The sequence below is a fragment of the Mechercharimyces mesophilus genome (assembly GCF_059818345.1).
Genome location: NZ_JCBAPH010000003.1, coordinates 122906 through 140562 on the forward strand (window position 1 = coordinate 122906; position 17657 = coordinate 140562).

The 17657-nt window shown below is 44.5% G+C and carries 14 protein-coding genes; 12 read left to right on the forward strand and 2 right to left on the reverse strand.

Features of this window, described 5'->3' with window-relative positions:
• Nucleotides 1–8: 8 nt before the first annotated feature.
• From AC6RGY_RS10440 to ligA, 6 genes are all read left to right on the forward strand, one after another.
• Entirely contained in the window at nucleotides 9–1190 is a 1182-nt protein-coding gene (locus AC6RGY_RS10440) for a ZIP family metal transporter (RefSeq protein ID WP_499862721.1), read from the forward strand.
• 19 nt (nucleotides 1191–1209) lie between these two features.
• On the forward strand, nucleotides 1210–1329 hold the full coding sequence (locus AC6RGY_RS10445; RefSeq protein WP_499862723.1) for a twin-arginine translocase TatA/TatE family subunit: 120 nt from the start codon (nucleotides 1210–1212) through the stop codon (nucleotides 1327–1329).
• Nucleotides 1330–1474: 145 nt separating this feature from the next.
• Nucleotides 1475–2386 (forward strand): phosphotransferase, encoded by a 912-nt coding sequence (locus AC6RGY_RS10450; RefSeq protein WP_499862725.1) that lies wholly within the window; start codon nucleotides 1475–1477, stop codon nucleotides 2384–2386.
• Between the two features lie 181 nt (nucleotides 2387–2567).
• Nucleotides 2568–3323, forward strand: coding sequence for a heptaprenylglyceryl phosphate synthase (gene pcrB, locus AC6RGY_RS10455; protein WP_499862727.1), 756 nt, complete (start codon nucleotides 2568–2570; stop codon nucleotides 3321–3323).
• Nucleotides 3324–3382: 59 nt separating this feature from the next.
• On the forward strand, nucleotides 3383–5575 hold the full coding sequence (gene pcrA, locus AC6RGY_RS10460) for a DNA helicase PcrA (RefSeq protein ID WP_499862729.1): 2193 nt from the start codon (nucleotides 3383–3385) through the stop codon (nucleotides 5573–5575).
• Between the two features lie 19 nt (nucleotides 5576–5594).
• Complete coding sequence (gene ligA / locus AC6RGY_RS10465) at nucleotides 5595–7604, forward strand: NAD-dependent DNA ligase LigA (RefSeq protein ID WP_499862731.1); 2010 nt, start codon at nucleotides 5595–5597, stop codon at nucleotides 7602–7604.
• A gap of 39 nt (nucleotides 7605–7643) precedes the next feature.
• Here ligA and AC6RGY_RS10470 read toward each other — a convergent pair whose 3' ends face one another.
• Nucleotides 7644–9059, reverse strand: coding sequence for a tetratricopeptide repeat protein (locus AC6RGY_RS10470; RefSeq protein WP_499863118.1), 1416 nt, complete (start codon nucleotides 9057–9059; stop codon nucleotides 7644–7646).
• Between the two features lie 453 nt (nucleotides 9060–9512).
• Here AC6RGY_RS10470 and AC6RGY_RS10475 point away from each other — a divergent pair, with 453 nt between their 5' ends.
• Nucleotides 9513–10883, forward strand: a complete 1371-nt coding sequence (locus AC6RGY_RS10475) for a tetratricopeptide repeat protein (protein ID WP_499862732.1) — start codon at nucleotides 9513–9515, stop codon at nucleotides 10881–10883.
• A gap of 119 nt (nucleotides 10884–11002) precedes the next feature.
• On the opposite strand, the gene AC6RGY_RS10480 is transcribed toward AC6RGY_RS10475, so the two are convergent.
• The gene (locus AC6RGY_RS10480; RefSeq protein WP_499862734.1) at nucleotides 11003–11968 is read right to left on the reverse strand and encodes an alpha/beta hydrolase; all 966 of its coding nucleotides are present in this window, start codon (nucleotides 11966–11968) and stop codon (nucleotides 11003–11005) included.
• 581 nt (nucleotides 11969–12549) lie between these two features.
• Between AC6RGY_RS10480 and AC6RGY_RS10485 the strand changes: the two genes are divergently transcribed.
• The 5 genes from AC6RGY_RS10485 (at nucleotide 12550) to AC6RGY_RS10505 (ending at nucleotide 17616) form a co-directional block, all read left to right on the forward strand.
• Nucleotides 12550–14223 (forward strand): transglutaminase domain-containing protein, encoded by a 1674-nt coding sequence (locus AC6RGY_RS10485; protein WP_499862736.1) that lies wholly within the window; start codon nucleotides 12550–12552, stop codon nucleotides 14221–14223.
• Between the two features lie 19 nt (nucleotides 14224–14242).
• On the forward strand, nucleotides 14243–15154 hold the full coding sequence (locus tag AC6RGY_RS10490) for an RluA family pseudouridine synthase (RefSeq protein WP_499862739.1): 912 nt from the start codon (nucleotides 14243–14245) through the stop codon (nucleotides 15152–15154).
• Nucleotides 15155–15426: 272 nt separating this feature from the next.
• A complete protein-coding gene (locus AC6RGY_RS10495) occupies nucleotides 15427–16374 on the forward strand; it encodes an ATP-grasp domain-containing protein (RefSeq protein WP_499862741.1) in 948 nt (315 codons plus the stop codon).
• An 83-nt stretch (nucleotides 16375–16457) separates the two neighbouring features.
• Complete coding sequence (locus AC6RGY_RS10500) at nucleotides 16458–16730, forward strand: hypothetical protein (protein ID WP_499862743.1); 273 nt, start codon at nucleotides 16458–16460, stop codon at nucleotides 16728–16730.
• Between the two features lie 112 nt (nucleotides 16731–16842).
• On the forward strand, nucleotides 16843–17616 hold the full coding sequence (locus AC6RGY_RS10505; RefSeq protein ID WP_499862745.1) for an SDR family oxidoreductase: 774 nt from the start codon (nucleotides 16843–16845) through the stop codon (nucleotides 17614–17616).
• Nucleotides 17617–17657: the final 41 nt, after the last annotated feature.

Consider the following 17657-nt stretch of genomic DNA (forward strand, 5'->3'; position numbering starts at 1 on the left):
AGGACAATATGAGTATCTATAAAAAGTGGTTCTATGGTCTGTTACCTGTTATATTACTCGTTGCCGTTTTGATTGGGCTTTTTTCCGGTATAGATCGCGTCTTCCAGCCCACAGATATTCCACAAGAAGAGATTACCTTTGATCGTGTTTGGATGGAAGAAGGAAGCATTAAAGCGAAAGTAACCAATACAGGTGCCGATCCGGTTACCATTACCCACGTGGTGATTAATGGGGCTATATGGGAAGCAAATGTTGAGCCGAAAGCAGCACTCTCTCGTTTGGATGAGGCCGAAATTACGGTTCCTTTTCACTGGGTATATGGAGAGCCCTATGAAGTGACCGTATTAACGGAAGCAGGAACGAAGTTTTCTGATGAGGTTCCGGTAGCGATGGAAGCACCTAAACCAAATGGAGAAAGTTTCCTATTGTTTGCCTTGATTGGCCTTTTTGTCGGCGTGATCCCTGTGTTGCTGGGCCTTTTGTGGAAGCCGTTTGTCTCCCAATTAAAAGGGAGTGCGTATACCTTTATACTGGCGATTACAGCTGGTCTGTTACTCTTTCTCGGGTTGGATTCGTTGGTAGAGGCATGGGAGTTAGCGATGGAAGTACCTGATGCGTACCAAGGTGTGGGTCTACTCTTGCTGGCAGGATTGGGGACATTTCTCTTATTAATGAGCGTAGGAGATTATGCGCAATCTCGTCAACTACAAAAGGGCGGACATTCGCAGGCTTTGATGGTCTCTTACCTAGTCGCCTTTGGCATAGGAATTCACAATCTAGGTGAAGGGTTGGCGATCGGGGCTGCTTTCACCCTGGGAGAAGTAGCGATGGGTGCCTTTTTGATCATGGGCTTCACCTTGCATAATATTACAGAAGGGCTGGCTATTGTAGCCCCCATTGCTCGTGAAAAGATGAGACGAGCGCGTCTACTAGGACATTTGTTTTTGCTAGGTCTCTTAGGTGGTGCGCCTGCGATACTTGGTACATGGATCGGTGGTTTTCTTTACTCACAAGTTTGGTCTCTGGTCTTCTTGGCTATTGGTTCTGGTGCTATTTTTCAAGTAGTGGTTGAGATATTCAAAATGATTCGTTCCGAACGAAAAGAGGGTTTCTTCTCACCGGCGGGTGTTTCTGGTTTGGTGACGGGGATATTGATTATGCTCGTAACCGCTATTTTTATTACGATTTAGAGAGAGAAGGAGGATATAGATGGCGACGATCGGGATTCCAGGGTTTATCATCATTCTGGCGATCCTATTCATCTTATTTAGGCCTAGTAAACTTCCGCAAGTGGGGAGATCGATCGGTCAAGCCTCTTTCGAGAGTTGAAAAGTTCGATACGATAATCACCAAGATGGATCAGTACTCCCTTGGTGAGATAAAATCTCGAGGACCGTCTTCCGTAAGTGGAGGGCGGTTTTTGCTTCTGTCTTCGTGTATAATGGGCGATACTCACAGAATAGGGGAGATTCAGATGGAGAAGGTTTGGCTACCCGAGCATGAAGTAGGGGAAGAGGAAGCGAAGCAGTTAATCGGTGCGCAGTTTCCTCAGCTCCTTCCTCTTACACTGACAAGTTTAGGAGAAGGGTATGATAATACGGTTTATCTTGTCAACAATCAGCTTGTTTTTCGCTTTCCACGTCGCCAAATGGCTGTCCAATTGCTGGAGACAGAAGGCAAGATTCTACCCGAGTTGGTCGATCTTCTGCCCTTGCCTATCCCACGTCCGTTTTATTATGGAAAGCCGACAGCAAAGTACCGCTGGCCATTTCTCGGTTATGGAACGGTTCCTGGAGAGATTCCGGGACCAGTAGTGAAGGAGGGGAGAAGGGCATCGACAGCTATATTGGCACGGTTTTTACGAACCCTTCATGACTTTCCATTGGATCAAGCAAAGAAGTGTGGGGTGGGGAAGGACACTCTGGAGCGGATGAATATAGCGAAGCGCTTACCCATATTACAAGACTACCTCGATGTAATGGAGCAAAGTGATCTTCAGCAACATTACCGTAAGTTGCACGTGTATATCCGATCGATCCAGCCCATTTCCCTATCGGATCAGCTGGCTTTGGTGCATGGAGACCTGCACATTCGTAACATTCTGGTGGATAGTGAGCAACGTTTGACAGGGATGATTGATTGGGGAGATGTACACATCGGTCACCCTTCTATTGATCTTTCCTTGGTATATACCTACTTACCAGTAGCGGAAAGAGAGAGATTTTTTGCCCACTATGGAGAGGTTGAGCGAGCAACCAAACAGATGGCGCAGTTTAAAGCAATTTTCTCCTCGCTGGCTTTGTTTGTGTATGGATACGACCGTGGGGATCGACGCTTGATGGAAACAGCACAAGCGTGTGTGGGGCTGGCTCTGTCGGCTGAGTAAAAGGAGGTGACCACCTTCCGCTCTGGCGAGTGGGGTATCCTAGATTCTCTTTTGGTCAAAAAGATTGATAGGAAGACGATTTCATGACCCGCCTGAGGATAAAGCCTCCTCTTCCTTTTTCCCCACTCCCTCGTATTGTATAATGAACCTTGAGTGAATGAAGATAGGGAGTGGCTTAGGCATGCTAAGAGAAAGAATGAAGGGATGGCGCCATGTGTTTAAGCTAGACCCCAACCGCCGACTATCTGATAAGGCCTTAGAGTGGATCTGTCATTCGGGGACGGATGCGATTATTGTTGGGGGGACAGATGGCGTTACTTACGAGAATACGAACCGCTTGTTAGACCGATTGCGTAACTATTCAATAGAATGTGTACTAGAGGTTTCGACGAAAGATGCGATTGTACTTGGTTTTGATGGCTACCTCATTCCTATGGTTCTTAACACCGATAACCCTTATTGGATTAAAGGAGCCCATTTTGAAGTGATGAAAAAAGTGGGGCAATGGATCCCGTGGGAGATGTTAGCGGTCGAAGGCTACATCATCTTAAATCCGCAGGCGAAGGTGGCAAAGTTGACGGAAAGCAATACCTCATTAGATACGGCTAGCGTGACGGCCTATGCGCGTATGGCAGACAAGCTTTTTCAGCTCCCTATCTGTTATGTGGAATACAGTGGGATGTATGGTGGAGAAGCAATGGTAGAAGCGGCGGATAAAGGATTGAACTCCACCCGTCTATTTTATGGCGGTGGCATCGAGACAGAAGAGCAAGCACGTACAATGGCACGAGTAGCGGATACGGTGGTTGTTGGAAATTTGATTTATCGAAATGTGGAACAAGCAGTGAAGACAGTCAAATGGGTGAAAGAAGAGAAGACCAGTGCGAAAGGGAAACTACAATCTCTTCTCCATCATTTGCGAGCCCAATCGGATTGACCAATTGAAAGGAGGCGAGTGGCATCTCTCGTTTAAAAGATAAGGAGATGCACTTTTTTATGATTGACGCACAAACCTTAATTACGGGACTTAATCCCATGCAAAAAGAAGCTGTGATCTCAACGGAAGGACCCCTTTCCATCGTGGCAGGTGCGGGGAGCGGCAAGACACGTGTGCTGACTCATCGCGTAGCTTACCTCCTAGCGGAAAAGCGAATCCTTCCGTGGAATATTCTTGCCATCACGTTTACCAATAAAGCGGCACGTGAGATGCGCGAACGGATCGGAAACTTGGTGGGAGCGGAAGCAGAAGAGATCTGGATATCTACCTTTCATGCGATGTGTGTGCGGATGTTGCGCCGTGACATTGATCGCATCGGTTATTCGCGCAACTTTACCATCTTGGACACGACTGATCAACGCACGGTGATGAAACAAGTGTTGAAGTCCCTTGACCTTGATCCGAAAAAATATGAACCACGTAAACTACTAGCCCAGGTCAGCAAAGCGAAGAATGAACTAAATACACCTCAAGATCTACGTGAACGGGCCGAGAGCTACCTGGATGAAATCACAGCAAACGTCTATGAATCGTATCAACAGACGCTTCGTTCCAACCAATCGCTTGACTTTGATGACTTGTTAGTAGAAACGGTTCGCTTGTTTCAGCAGGTACCCGAAGTGCTCGATTATTACCAAAAGAAATTTCAATACATCCATGTGGATGAGTATCAGGATACGAACCATGTACAGTATACACTGGTTAAACTTTTAGCCGCTCATCACCGAAATATTTGCGTTGTGGGTGATTCTGACCAGTCTATTTATCGCTTTCGGGGTGCAGACATTAGCAATATTTTAAACTTTGAACGTGACTATCCTGATGCGACCGTGATTAAGCTGGAGCAAAATTATCGTTCGACAAAGCGTATTTTAGAAGCGGCCAATCATGTGATTAGCCATAATAGCGCGCGAAAGCCGAAGCAACTGTGGACGGATAACCAAGAAGGAAAGCCTATTGTCCTTTATGAAGCAGGCAACGAGCATGAGGAAGCCTACTTTATTGCAGATACGATTGTGACTGCGCAGCGTGAGGGAGCCTCTTCACGACAATTTGCCGTTCTTTACCGTACCAATGCCCAGTCTCGTGTGATTGAGGAAGTTTTGGTCAAGTCTAATATTCCCTATCAAGTGGTAGGGGGCATTAAGTTCTATGAGCGAAAAGAGATCAAAGATTTATTAGCGTATTTGCGCCTAATCGTCAATCCCGATGACGACATTAGCTTAAACCGCGTCATCAATGTGCCCCGCCGTGGAATTGGTCAAGGGACGATGGACAAGGTGGCCAATTTTGCTCAGCAAGAGGGTATATCGTACTTTAAGGCTTTGGAGCGGGTAGATGAGATCGGCTTAAGTGCGCGTTTTGTTACATCAATACAAACATTCGCTCGTCTAATCCGTGAATTACACGCAATGGCAGAATACTTATCTGCAGTCGAATTGATTGAAGAAGTGTTAGCCCGCTCAGGTTATCGGGAAGAATTGAAAAAGGAAGGCACGATCGAAGCGGCCGGCCGCTTGGAGAACTTAGACGAGTTTCTATCTGTAGGGCAGGAATACGAACAAAAAAATGAAGACAAATCATTGATTGGTTTCTTAACGGAATTGGCGTTGGTAGCAGACGTGGATTCGTTGGAGGAAGAAGAGAAGGAAGAAAGCGTTACCTTGATGACCTTGCATAGTGCCAAGGGGCTAGAGTTTCCTTATGTTTTCCTCGCTGGGATGGAAGAGAAAATCTTCCCTCATGTGCGTTCGTTGGAGGAAGAAGAGGAGATGGAAGAAGAACGGCGCCTTGCTTATGTTGGCATTACCCGTGCGGAACAAAAGCTCTACCTTACTCGAGCAGATTCGCGTATGCTCTTTGGACAAACCCAGTCTAACCTTCCGTCGCGCTTTCTTAGTGAAATTCCGGATACGCTCATCGAGCGATTGGGAAAAGCGAAGGCTTCCGACTCAGGGAAGGGAACTTCTCGGAAATCGGCGCGTAGGCAAGCCCCTACTCGACCAGTACCCAATGAAGGGGTGGACTGGTCCGTCGGTGACAAAGTAAGTCACAAAAAATGGGGGGAAGGAACCGTGGTCAAAGTACAGCCCGATGGGGGAGAAGTAGAGCTCAATATCGCTTTCCCTGCTCCTGTGGGTGTAAAGCGACTCTTAGCACGGTATGCTCCCATTGAGAAGATGAATCGTTAACACAAAGGAGAAGGTGCGTGTGGAGCGGGCAGAGGCAAAGAAGAGAGTAGAAGAGTTACACCAGGTGATTGAGGATCACAACTATTTTTATCATGTGAAAGATCAACCGCAGATCACGGATGCGGAGTACGATCAACTGATGAAAGAGTTGCGTGAGTTAGAAGAACAGTTTCCTGACCTGCAAACAGAGGCATCCCCGACGCAGCGCGTGGGTGGGGAACCTCTTCCTCATTTTGAGAAAGTCCAACATGAAGTACCGATGCTCAGCCTAGGGAATGCATTTGATGAACAAGAACTACGCGATTTTGATGAGCGTGTTAAGCGTTTGGTGGGTACCGATGAGCTGGAGTATGTATGTGAGCTGAAAGTGGATGGACTAGCTGTATCTCTTCTCTATGAAGAAGGACGGTTTGTACGTGGAGCGACCCGCGGGGACGGGCAAATTGGGGAAGACATCACACAAAACTTAAAGACGATTCGCTCCCTCCCTTTACAATTAAGAAAACCGGTTACCTTGGAAGTACGAGGCGAGGCATTTATGCCCCGCGAGGCATTTACACGTCTGAATGAGGAAAAAGAAGCAAAGGGAGAAGCTCCCTTTGCCAATCCTCGTAACGCTGCAGCCGGCTCCTTGCGTCAACTAGACCCTAAGTTGGCGGCTGCGCGCTCACTTGATCTCTTTTTATACGGGACGGGTCTGGTGCGGGAAGAAACACCGCCTACGCACGCAGCCTACCTCGATTGGTTAGAAGAACTAGGTTTCAAGGTGAATCCAGAACGGAGGACAGTACGTCAGATAGAGGATGTTCTTCACTTTATCGAGGAGCAAGAGCGTAGACGGACAGAGCTCGGCTATGATATCGATGGTATTGTCATTAAAGTGAATGAGCGTCGTTATTACAATGAGTTAGGCACAACAGCCAAAAGTCCACGCTGGGCTATCGCATATAAATTTCCGGCAGAAGAAGCGGTGACGGTTCTACGTGATATTGAAATCAAAGTGGGGCGTACGGGAGCTATCACGCCGACTGCGATCATGGACCCCGTCCAATTAGCAGGAACCACTGTGAGTAGAGCATCGCTTCATAATGAAGATATTATTCGGGAGAAGGGCCTGCTCATCGGGGATCATATTAAGGTGAAAAAAGCAGGAGATATTATTCCGGAAGTGGTGAGCGTCTTACCGGAAAGGCGGACAGGTGAAGAGCGTGATTTTCACATGCCTACTCACTGTCCTGCTTGTGAGAGCCATTTGGAGCATTTGGATGAAGAAGTAGCCCTGCGGTGTATGAACCCGGCTTGTCCGGCACAAACACGAGAGGGAATCATCCACTTTGTCTCACGCGGGGCGATGAACATCGACGGATTGGGAGAAAAGGTGGTATACCAGCTTTTCGATGCAGAGTTAGTCCGTTCGGTCGCTGATTTGTACACGCTTACAGCAGAAGAGTTGTTACCTTTGGAGCGGATGGGGCAAAAATCAGTAGAAAATCTCCTGACCGCCATCGATGCGAGCAAACAGAACTCAGTCGAACGTCTTCTTTTTGGACTGGGTATTCGCTTTGTTGGGGCTAAGGCGGCCAAGTTGCTGTCACAGCACTTTGGCGATTTGGATCGTTTGCGTCAAGCCAGTGGTGACGAGTTGGAAGCCATAGATGGGATAGGACCTCGCATGGCGGACAGCCTGGTTACCTACTTTGCGAAACCAGAAGTGGACGAATTAGTTGAGCGTTTGCGGGCAGTGGGTGTTAACTTCATCTATAAAGGTTCCACGATTGCGGAACAAAGAGATGTCGACAGTCCATTTACAGGGAAGACGGTCGTGTTGACAGGGACGATGGAATCTCTGAGCCGAAAGGAAGCGAAGGAGCAAATCGAAGCACTGGGAGGCAAAGTAACCGGTAGCGTCAGTAGTAAAACGGATTACGTGATTGCTGGTGATAAAGCAGGCTCCAAATTGGAAAAGGCCAAGGAGTTGGGTGTGGAGGTAGTAAATGAAGAGGGTTTATTGAAGATGTTAAAAGAGTAATAAGACGGCATGATTCCTTTCTTCATGCCGTTTTATTGATTAAGTAGGGGACTTCTCAATATGCGTAGGTAAAATATGATCGAATTCTGCTACGGGTACTAATTTTCCATAGTATTCATTAGCTAAACGTGACCAGTAAGAGCTTTTTTCGACATCTCTTTGATTGTGATAATAGAGCCCTAATGCATGGGCAACACGAGCAACTTTACTATCATTCTCATGCTCGATAAACACTTCAATGGCCTGCCGATAAACACGTTCAAAGGAATCGAAATCTCCTTTTGCATAATGCAACTGCCCTTGTTGGATCCGACTTTCTGCTAAGGCAATGTTATGGTCGGTCAATAAGTGGAGGGCTTTATCAATGTAATGTTGCGCTTTCTCTAATTGCCCCAGCTTGAGATAGGTTTTAGTGAAGGACTCATAAATTTTGGCTACTTCCCAGTAGGGCAACAAGTCAGTGTCTGCGGTTTCTAGTGCAAGATGAAAATAGCGAAGCGCTTCCTCGTACTGCTCCAGCCGATGATGGGTAGTACCGATCTCATGATAGGCACGTGCTGTAAAGAGTGGTGAGACGACAGACATCTGCTGTGACATCTTTAGCATTCGTTGGAAGTATTGTTGCGCCTCATCATATTCTCCCATATGGCTATAACAGCAACCGATGATGTGATAAACCACACTGAGTTCAGGCCAACGATCCATTTTAGAGAGTAAGGACATCGCTTTGTAAGAGAAAATCGCGCCCATTTGTGGCTTAGATAGAAGTAAGTAACTACAAGCTAAGTTACTGTAGAGGTACCCCTTCTCCAATTCGTCTGTCATTTGTGGAAAATAAGGCAGGGCTTCACGGTAGCATGTTACCGCTTTTGAGAAATTGCCTTGGCAAATTTCGATATTGCCTTTCATTCGTAAATAAGATACTAAAATATCTGGATATGATTGAAAATTATCCCATTTAACCTCGAATTTTTGCAGGAGATCTAGAGCTTGTTCTGCTTTTAGCTGTTGATCCATTATATTAATCTCGAGGAGATCCATCTTCATTAAGAGTTTTTCATCACGAATGATGGGAATAAGTGATTGTAATTCTTGGAAATATTGATGGCATTGCTCATGCCGTTCGTTAAACATGGAAAAGCGGACTTTCTCTATGAGGGAAAGTGCTTTTTCTATGGTCTCTTCATTGGTAATTCCATGAAGCTCATGAATCGACATCTGGATTCGCTCGGCTATGGGGCTAATGACATCGTCGGGAGGATTGACCCGTTCATTCTCAATTAAACTTAAATAAGGAACGGAGATAATTCCCTCTGCAAGTTCTGCTTGTGTCATATGGAGCTCTTTTCGTCTACGTCGAAGATTATTGCCTAAGCCGATGTTGATCTCCCCCTTTACAGCGATAAAACATGCCGTCTCAGCCTCATTGTACCAAAACGTATAATAGAGGTATATCGTTGCATATTCATCCTATTTATTGGATCTTATAATTATATATAGGATGGACCTTCACAACGATCTCCTATTGCTAAACATGATAGCTGGATTTATATATTAATATAGTCTAGGAACATTATTGGATTCAACCAAAAAATCTTCGCTTAAAAAGTCGCAAAACGTCGAAAGTCGAGATGTGAGACAGGTATGGTTGAGGTGTTTGATGGATACCAACTCTAATGCAAATAAAAGTAGCAGTTGTTAGTCTCACAGTGTAAGATATGAGATAGATTGTATCTCATATCTTACACTGTGACGATTTTGTGTCTACCTTGTTCTTGAGGGAAAAATATGGTATATAGGATTGCGAAATCATTCTGGTCTCGTCATTAGAACGGAAACTAGGCGCAAAAGGAAATCAGTTTTGTCCTGATATTAAATCGAAAGTTTGCTTAAATTGGAGGTGTTTTAATGATAAGCATCCATTTAACCGCACGGGAAAAAATCGCTACGCTCCTTTTGAAAACAAGGAATCAACGAGGAATTTCCCTTAGTGAAGCACAAGAATTAAGTGGAATCAATCGTTCAACTTTAAGTCGCATAGAGCGAAGGATTAAAGTGGGTAGAAGTGATGATGAATATATTCGATATGTGAAACAGTACGCGGAATGTTTAGGGTGCAATTTAGATGAATTAGGTATATATAAAAAGATGAGTGAACAAGAGCGGACTCAAATTGAACACTTTTTTGGATCGGTTGAATTCAGAATGGAAACGGAACATATGCGAGGCATCGACTTGAAAAGCCTTGACTACCTTGAAAAAATAGAATTTGATAAGAATAGTGGCTATATCGCTTATTATCATTATCTAAAGGGAGTCTATTATTTCTATCGAGGGAAGTATAAAAGAGCGGAAAGTGAGTTTACTCAAGCGATTAATGAATCTAAAAAGTATCCTGACTATAGTTATCTAAATATCAGTAGCTCATCTTATAATTTCTTAAGCGTTCTCCTGTATTTTTCTGAGGATATCGAGGGAGCACTGGAAGAAATAGAAGAAGCTCTCTATCATTATGATTTGTCAGACCCAGAAGAAGGTGAACCCCCGAAACAGCGACGGACTTTATATTGGAAAGTTTTACATAATAAAGCCTCCTATTTGAATGAGTTAAATCAATATAAAGAAGCTGATGATCTTATCGACTATTTGATGGCCAATATTGACTCTATGATCGATAGAATAAAGGCTGGTGCCTATGAATTAAAAGCTGCTTCAGACTTTCGAAGAAAACATTATGATATGGCTATCTTATGGGCGAAAAGAGGGATTGCCTATGCCTTGAAATGTAGCAATTTCGAAGAGTATTCCAATATCGGTGTTCTGATGGGTGATATCTTTACTCAAAGTGGTGAGTATTTCTTAGCGGAAGATGCCTATCGTTCAGTGATTGATTTCTCTCCAATATTGGAGGATAAGCTTCTCGCCATCCCTGTTCGTGCATATCTCGGGCTTGGTACGTTGCTATTCAAAAAAGGGGAAATTAAAAAGGCAAAGGAAATTTATGAAGAAGGAAAGCAATTTTGTGAGAGTAAAGGTTATCAAAGAGAAGTCTATGTTCGCCTTCTAATCTCAATGGGTGATTTATTTTATCAAACCAATCAACCAGTACAAGCAATCTCTTATTATGAACAAGCAATGAAAATTTCAAATCGTTTTCGCAATAAGGAGGAGTATCAATCTGTCTATTTTAAGCTGTCTATTTGTTATAGAGGGATTGATACCCAGAAAGAGATTGAAAATATGAGAGCGTATCAAGAACTTTGTAATCCATACGTATAGGGGTGTTATCTGATAGTTACCTTAATGAAGTCATTCTAATGTTATCTCCTGTAGATATCGAGTGCTTTTAAGACATCTAGGAAAAAGTGTTATTCCTAGATGTCTTATATTAGATGATCTTATGACATGGTGTGTTGTTTTTCGCTTTCAATAAAACTTCTTAAATCTGTAAGAATGCTTTCTAATCCTTGAGAAGCTTTGTTTGAGTAAGCGGTCATGTGTGGAAAGCTGTGTACCATAGAGGGATAGCATCTATATTTTGTGTTCACACCGGCTGCTCTTAACTTTTCGGAATACATGTATCCTTCATCGCGTAGCGGGTCTAGTTCTGCTGTTACTATGATTGCTTGTGCAAGCTCTCTGGCATCTTCAATCTGTAGCGGTGACGCTAATGCGTTGGATATTTGGTGATCTCCTTCTAAGTAATGACCCCAGAACCACTGCATTTTTTCCTTTGTGAGATTGTACTCATATCCCGCATTATAAGAATCCGTTTCAAAGTTGCAATCTAAAACTGGGCAAATTAATAGCTGGGCGTGTGGCTGTGGGAGGCCTTCCTTCTTCAACCAAATACATGTGCATGCTGCTAAATTAGCTCCAGAACTCTCTCCACCTACAACTAATTTAGAAGGATTTCCACCATAGGAATGGATATGATCAACGGTCCATTGAGTGGCTGTTATCGCATCGTTTAGTGGAATGGGAAATTTATGTTCAGGTGCAAGTCGGTAATCGACCGATACGACTATACATCGGCAATCGTTTGAGACTTTTCGGCAAAAGGAATCATCTTTATCCAGATCCCCAAATAGCCAACCGCCTCCATGAAAATATACAAATACAGGCAATATTTCGTTAGCATGGATGGGCTTATATATTCGGATAGGAAGCGGGTATCCGTTACTGTCGATTGTTCTATTGATTACCTCACCCACTTCTATCTTTTCAGATTGAAAGAAGGGTAAACCTTTTTTATAAAAGTACCGGCATTGTTTAGGTGTTAAGTTACTCAAGCTAGGATGCTCTAGACGTGCCATTTCTTTGCCTACTGTATGTAAGAGAGTTTTAATCTCGATATCAATCATATTGCCACTCCTATTGATAATGATTATCACTTATAATAACCTAACCCTTAAGAAAAAGCTACCCATCATCTTAGATGGCCCCACAATACCTCTTATTTTTCTGATCATGAATAAAAAACGAAGAGGAACGGCTTGTGAATCTATTTAATTTAGTAGGTGTATTGAACCACCTTTAATAATTTATTGGATAATATATCATTATATTTACTTGGAAATAGAAGAGGGACAGAAGAGGAAGCTTTTTATACGGAATAGGCTCTTCTACTTTTCTGATGGGAGCTTTATCATTTCTTTCCCACTTGTAGGCATCCAGCGAAAATTGTCCCTTCACCAAAAGCCTATTTTTAAAACTTAGGATGAAAATGATTCATTTTTCATTGCTCAGGGCGTCATTTCATGTCGAATGGGGTCGAACTTTTAAAAACACGGGAGAGCAAATCTGTAGTAAGATGAAAACAAATCAACTTACCGGTTGATGTTTTGGTCTCGATATTACTTGGATGGAGATTGCCCCCAAGGCAATCTCTTTTTTTTATTCCTTCTTCAGCATATAATGAAAGTGGAAAAGAGGGGGGAGAGGGATGGAAGGATGGAAAGCTGGAAGAAGCCTCCTGGCGGTAGTAATCGGATTGCTACTGATAAGTGGCTGTAACTCTATGTGGACGACGATACAAACCGACCCGCTATTACAAAAGGTAGAAGATACGAATAATGATATAGATCTAGAACCTCTCCAACTGCTGGATTATGCCGATAAAGTAGGAGCCCAATTAACATCTCCTGAATATCAGAAATTTGCTGTAAATGAAAAGTTGAACGTGTCTGGATCGGCTTCTTCCTATAAAGAGTTTCAATCTGATTACGCTTGGATTACCGTTGAGAAAGAAGGGGACACAAGCGAGATTGCGAAGCCTTTCGAATACTATGTTCCTTTACAAAAGGGAGCTTTTAAACAAACCATCCACTTGTTTGCGGGTAGTGGTAACTATCAGGTTACGGTAAGATTGCCCAGCTTGACTAAAGAAGATGAGTATCACGAAATTGCCCGTTTTGATGTGATTAATGTAAATGAAACGATCCAAAGAGATATTGCTTTTACCCCGGTGGGGTTAGAGAAAGAAGTTACCTTGAATGAACCTAGTCAAGGTTACATAGAAGCAGATCATACGGTTCAACTAGAAGGGACGGTTCCCGTTGAAGAAGAGGACTCCTCATTACTGGTTCGGATCGAGCAGGGGGAAAAGAAGTGGGAGAAAGTCGTTTCCATCCAAGATGGAGCGTTTACCACGACCGCACCCTTGTTGTTTGAACAGGGTGTTCATGAGCTTAGTTTATTAGTTCCGAGTGAAGAACAAGAGGGATATTATCATAAGGCCCTTTCGCTGCTAGCGAAAAAAGGATCGAGTGAGCCTTTAACTCCGATTACGTACTATAAGCATTATCAAGAACGAGGGGTTCAGCTGACTACTCCAAGCATTAGCGGGGAGCAAGCGGGTAAGACATTTGAGATTGAAGGAAAGATTGACTCAGACGCCCCTTATGCTGCAGATACCAAACAGGTGATTGTGCAAACAGAAAAAGATGATAGAGAGGCTTCCTATATCATCCCAGTGAAGGATTATCAGTTTAAGGGTTCGTTCTGGCTCCGATTTGGACCTGGAGAGTATAAAGTTACTGTGAATGTACCCGAAGTTACGACAGAAAATCGGGATTTCTTCCGTTTCTTCGGGGTAGCCCAGTTTTCGGTTGTCAGCTCTGCGCCCTCAGGAAAGGAAAATCTTTATCCTTCACGCGGGGTGCAGTCTCAAGATGAGCAAATCCTCTCATTAGCGCAATCGTTGACGAAAGATGTGAATGGAGAGCAGGAGCAGGCGAAAGCCATCTATCACTATGTAGCGAAAAACATTCGATACGATGTACCCAAATTTCGTAATGATACCTTCTCTTTAGACGATAGCGCCCTTAAAACATTAGAAGAGAAGAAAGGAGTATGCCAAGATTATGCGTTCTTGGCGGTGGCGCTCTTACGAGCCAGTGATCTGGAGTCGCGATTTGTGGAAGGCTATGCGGATGGAATCCGTCATGCCTGGGTAGAAGTGAAAATAGATGGAGAGTGGCTTACCATGGATCCCACTTGGGGGTCAGGTTACATCAATCAAAATGATGTATTTGTGCCAAGCTATTCGGAAAAGTACTTTGATCCTTCCCCCACGACATTTACACAGACACACCAGCGAACAGGGATTATTTACTAAAAAGAAATGGTGAAAACGATTGAATGAACGAGGACTATTTGGCACCTTTGCTGTTGAGGAAAAAGAGGACGGAAAGAAACTGCTCCAGTTACTAAAAAATCGCTACCACTTCTCCCGTCGATGGTTGCGTAGGTTGAAACAGGGAGAATACGTACAGGTAAATGGACAGCCGTACTACCTAAGTGCGCGTGTTCATGTGGGGGATCAGGTGCGTATCTATTTGCCACCTGAGTCCACCTTGAAAATGAAACCCCAACCGTTACGGATTTGTATCTGTTACGAAGATGATGACCTGATTGTACTAGAAAAGCCAGCAGGGTTGGTGGTCCATCCTACCAAGGGCTATCCGGATCAAACCTTGGCAAATGGTTTAGCCTATCACTTCCAACAACAGGGAAAGGAATTGCCTATTCGGCCCGTTAGCCGCTTGGATAAAGATACTTCAGGCCTCTTGATTATGGCCAAACATGCGTACACACATGATTTTTTTGCGAAAGAGATGAAGCGCAAGCGTTATCAGCGGCAATACCTTGCGATGGTTCACGGTCAGGTGGAGAGCGAAGAAGGAACCATCAACCGTCCCATAGCACATGATCCGACAAGACCGATTCATCGTTGGGTTCATGAAAGTGGTGCGCATGCGGTTACGCACTTCACCGTGGTGGAGAGAAAGGAACAGGCGACCTTGCTCCGACTTCATCTCGAAACGGGACGTACCCATCAAATTCGGGTCCATCTAGCTGACTCTGGTCACCCGATCATCGGTGATCCGATGTATGCAGAGGGGTGGGATAACTTAGGTATGGAGAGGCAAGCCTTGCATGCGACACAGCTACGCATTGTTCATCCGCGCGATGGTGCAGAGAAAGTGTTTCACTCTCCCTGGCCACAGGATATGGAGGCATTATGGAGAAGATTAGATAGAAGCTAGGAATAGGGAAGGGAAACCTAAAGAGTGAAGAGAACGTCATAGGGAATAGGGAATAGGGAATAGGGAATAGGGAATAGGGATTGCAAGAGAACGGGGAAGGAAGGACCACCTCGCTCTCTTCTAATCGCTCTTTTCTCGAAAATATATCTGAATGGATTTTATTTTTCTAAAACATTCACTATCATCTGTTCAACCGCCTAATTCCTGCGTATAATAACCATGCATAGTAAAGAAAGTTGCGAAAGAAGAATTGTTAAAGAGGGGTGTGTATTGTGCAAGGGTGGATTTTTTATAAATACAGTGCTGTGAACACGCAACCTGAGTCGTATGAAATTGAACGTCTATTAGAAGAAGGGGAAAGTCAAGGAATCTCTCTGCGTGTCTTGGAACCAAACCAAGTCGACCTGATTGTTACCCAAGAAGATCGAAAGAGCATCTATGTAGATGGGGAGCCGGTGGCACTTCCTGACTTTGTGCTTCCTCGGATGGGAGCGGGAACAACCTACTTTGCTCTAGCTGTTATCCGTCATCTCGAAAAATTGGGAGTCCCTTGTATCAATTCTTCTCTTAGCATCGAGACGGTCAAAGATAAGTTGTATACACACCAAATCTTAGCGGAACAAAATCTCCCTGTTCCCAAGACCATGTTGGCTAAATTTCCAGTGGACGTTGATCTGGTGGAGAAGCAAATCGGCTTTCCTATCGTGGTGAAAACGTTGTCCGGTACCCAAGGAAAAGGAGTCTTCTTGTCGGAAAATAGGAGTCACTTTGAAGATCTGATGCAGTTGGTGGAGACGACCAACCCAAACTTTAATATGATTTTACAAGAGTTGGTGGAGTCTAGCTTCGGTCGTGACTTGCGTGTTTTTGTTATTGGAGGACGTGCGGTCGGATGTATGGAGCGCAACTCAGCCAGTGGGGGTTTTAAAGCCAATTTTTCTAGTGGTGGTAGTACGAAAGAGTATCCGATCACGCCTGAGATTGAGTGGTTGGCTACGCAATCGACGCGCATCTTAGGCTTGGATATAGCTGGGGTGGATCTCTTGTTTGAGGGTGATCATTTTACCATTTGTGAGGTGAACTCTTCACCTGGATTTGAGGGATTGGAGCCAGCTTGTGGAGTGAACATTCCTCGTGAACTTTTTCATTATCTTAAGACTCGCTTTGGTTTGTTTCCACAGAAACGGAGGTCAGTACAGGCAGCGGAAGTGAAAGAGTAGAGAAAGAGCGGTCTGTTTTGTAACCCTCTTGTATGCCTCCCTTCAATAGCGGAAAGGATAGTAAGAGAAAAGGGAGGCGAAAAATGATGTTCGAATGGGAAATGCTTGCCTTGTGGGAATGGCAGTCCATGATGACACTCACGTTTTTATCTTCTCTCTTAGCATGGTGGACAAAAAAGCGCTTGTTTCAGTGCTGTGCGCTAGGTGGATTGGCGGTAATCCTGATGGCGGGCGCATTGTGGGAGCCCATTCACCCTGTAACATTAATGGTCGGGATGATGTTAGGTGCTTGGCTCCTTCTACTGATGGCTAAACGAATTTTAGAGCCAATGAGAGAACCTTCTTCCAATGAGTAAAGCCTGTGGGTGATCCGCAGGTTTTTTCATTTGACATCAGCCAAGAAACGAATAGAATAGAAACGTATTCGATTCATAAAGGGTTAGAAAAAAATGGTTAGGAGTTATGAATATGAAGCCTCAACCGGTTGCTTGGGTGACAGGCGGAATTCGCGGACTGGGTGTGCAAATTTTACAAGAGTTATCCCGTGCGGGGTTTCGCGTGGCGACCAACTATCGTACGAGTAAAGCAGAGGCACAAGCATTGGAGGCAACGTTTACTGCTTCTGATAAGGAATGCATGGTACTCCAAGGCGACGTTGGAAAGAGAGAAGATGTAGAGCGTATGGCTACTACCATCCTGGCAGAGTGGGGGCGGATTGATGTACTCATCTGTACGGCCGGTCCGATGATTTTTCAGCGGATTCCCCTTGCTAACTTGAATCAAGAGCAGTGGGATGAGATGATCTCTGGAAACTTATCGAGTGTTTTTTATTGCGCGCAAGCGGTTCTTTCCAGCATGAGGGAGCACCATTTTGGTCGCATAATCACTTTTGGTTTCCCTGACGTGGAGCATACGCCAGCGTGGGAAGGGTACGTGGCCTATGCAGCAGCCAAAGCGGGAGTCACTTCTCTTACGAAAACACTTGCGCAAGAAGAAGGTCCTCATGGGATTACCGTCAATATGGTGTGCCCAGGAGATATCCGTCATCCATTTAAAGAGGCATCGATTACGGAGGCGCGAGGTAAAAAAGAAGAGAAAAACCCTGTGGGTAGACCCGGAACGGGAGAAGATATAGCACGGGTCATCCGGTTTTTAGTAGATCCTGACTCTGACTTTATCACTGGTACAGTAATAGATGTGGGTGGAGGTTTTGATAACCACGATTTTATGAGGCAGAGTTGAAAAAATCGAAGGGTTGACACCAACCTCCCTTCGATTTGCGT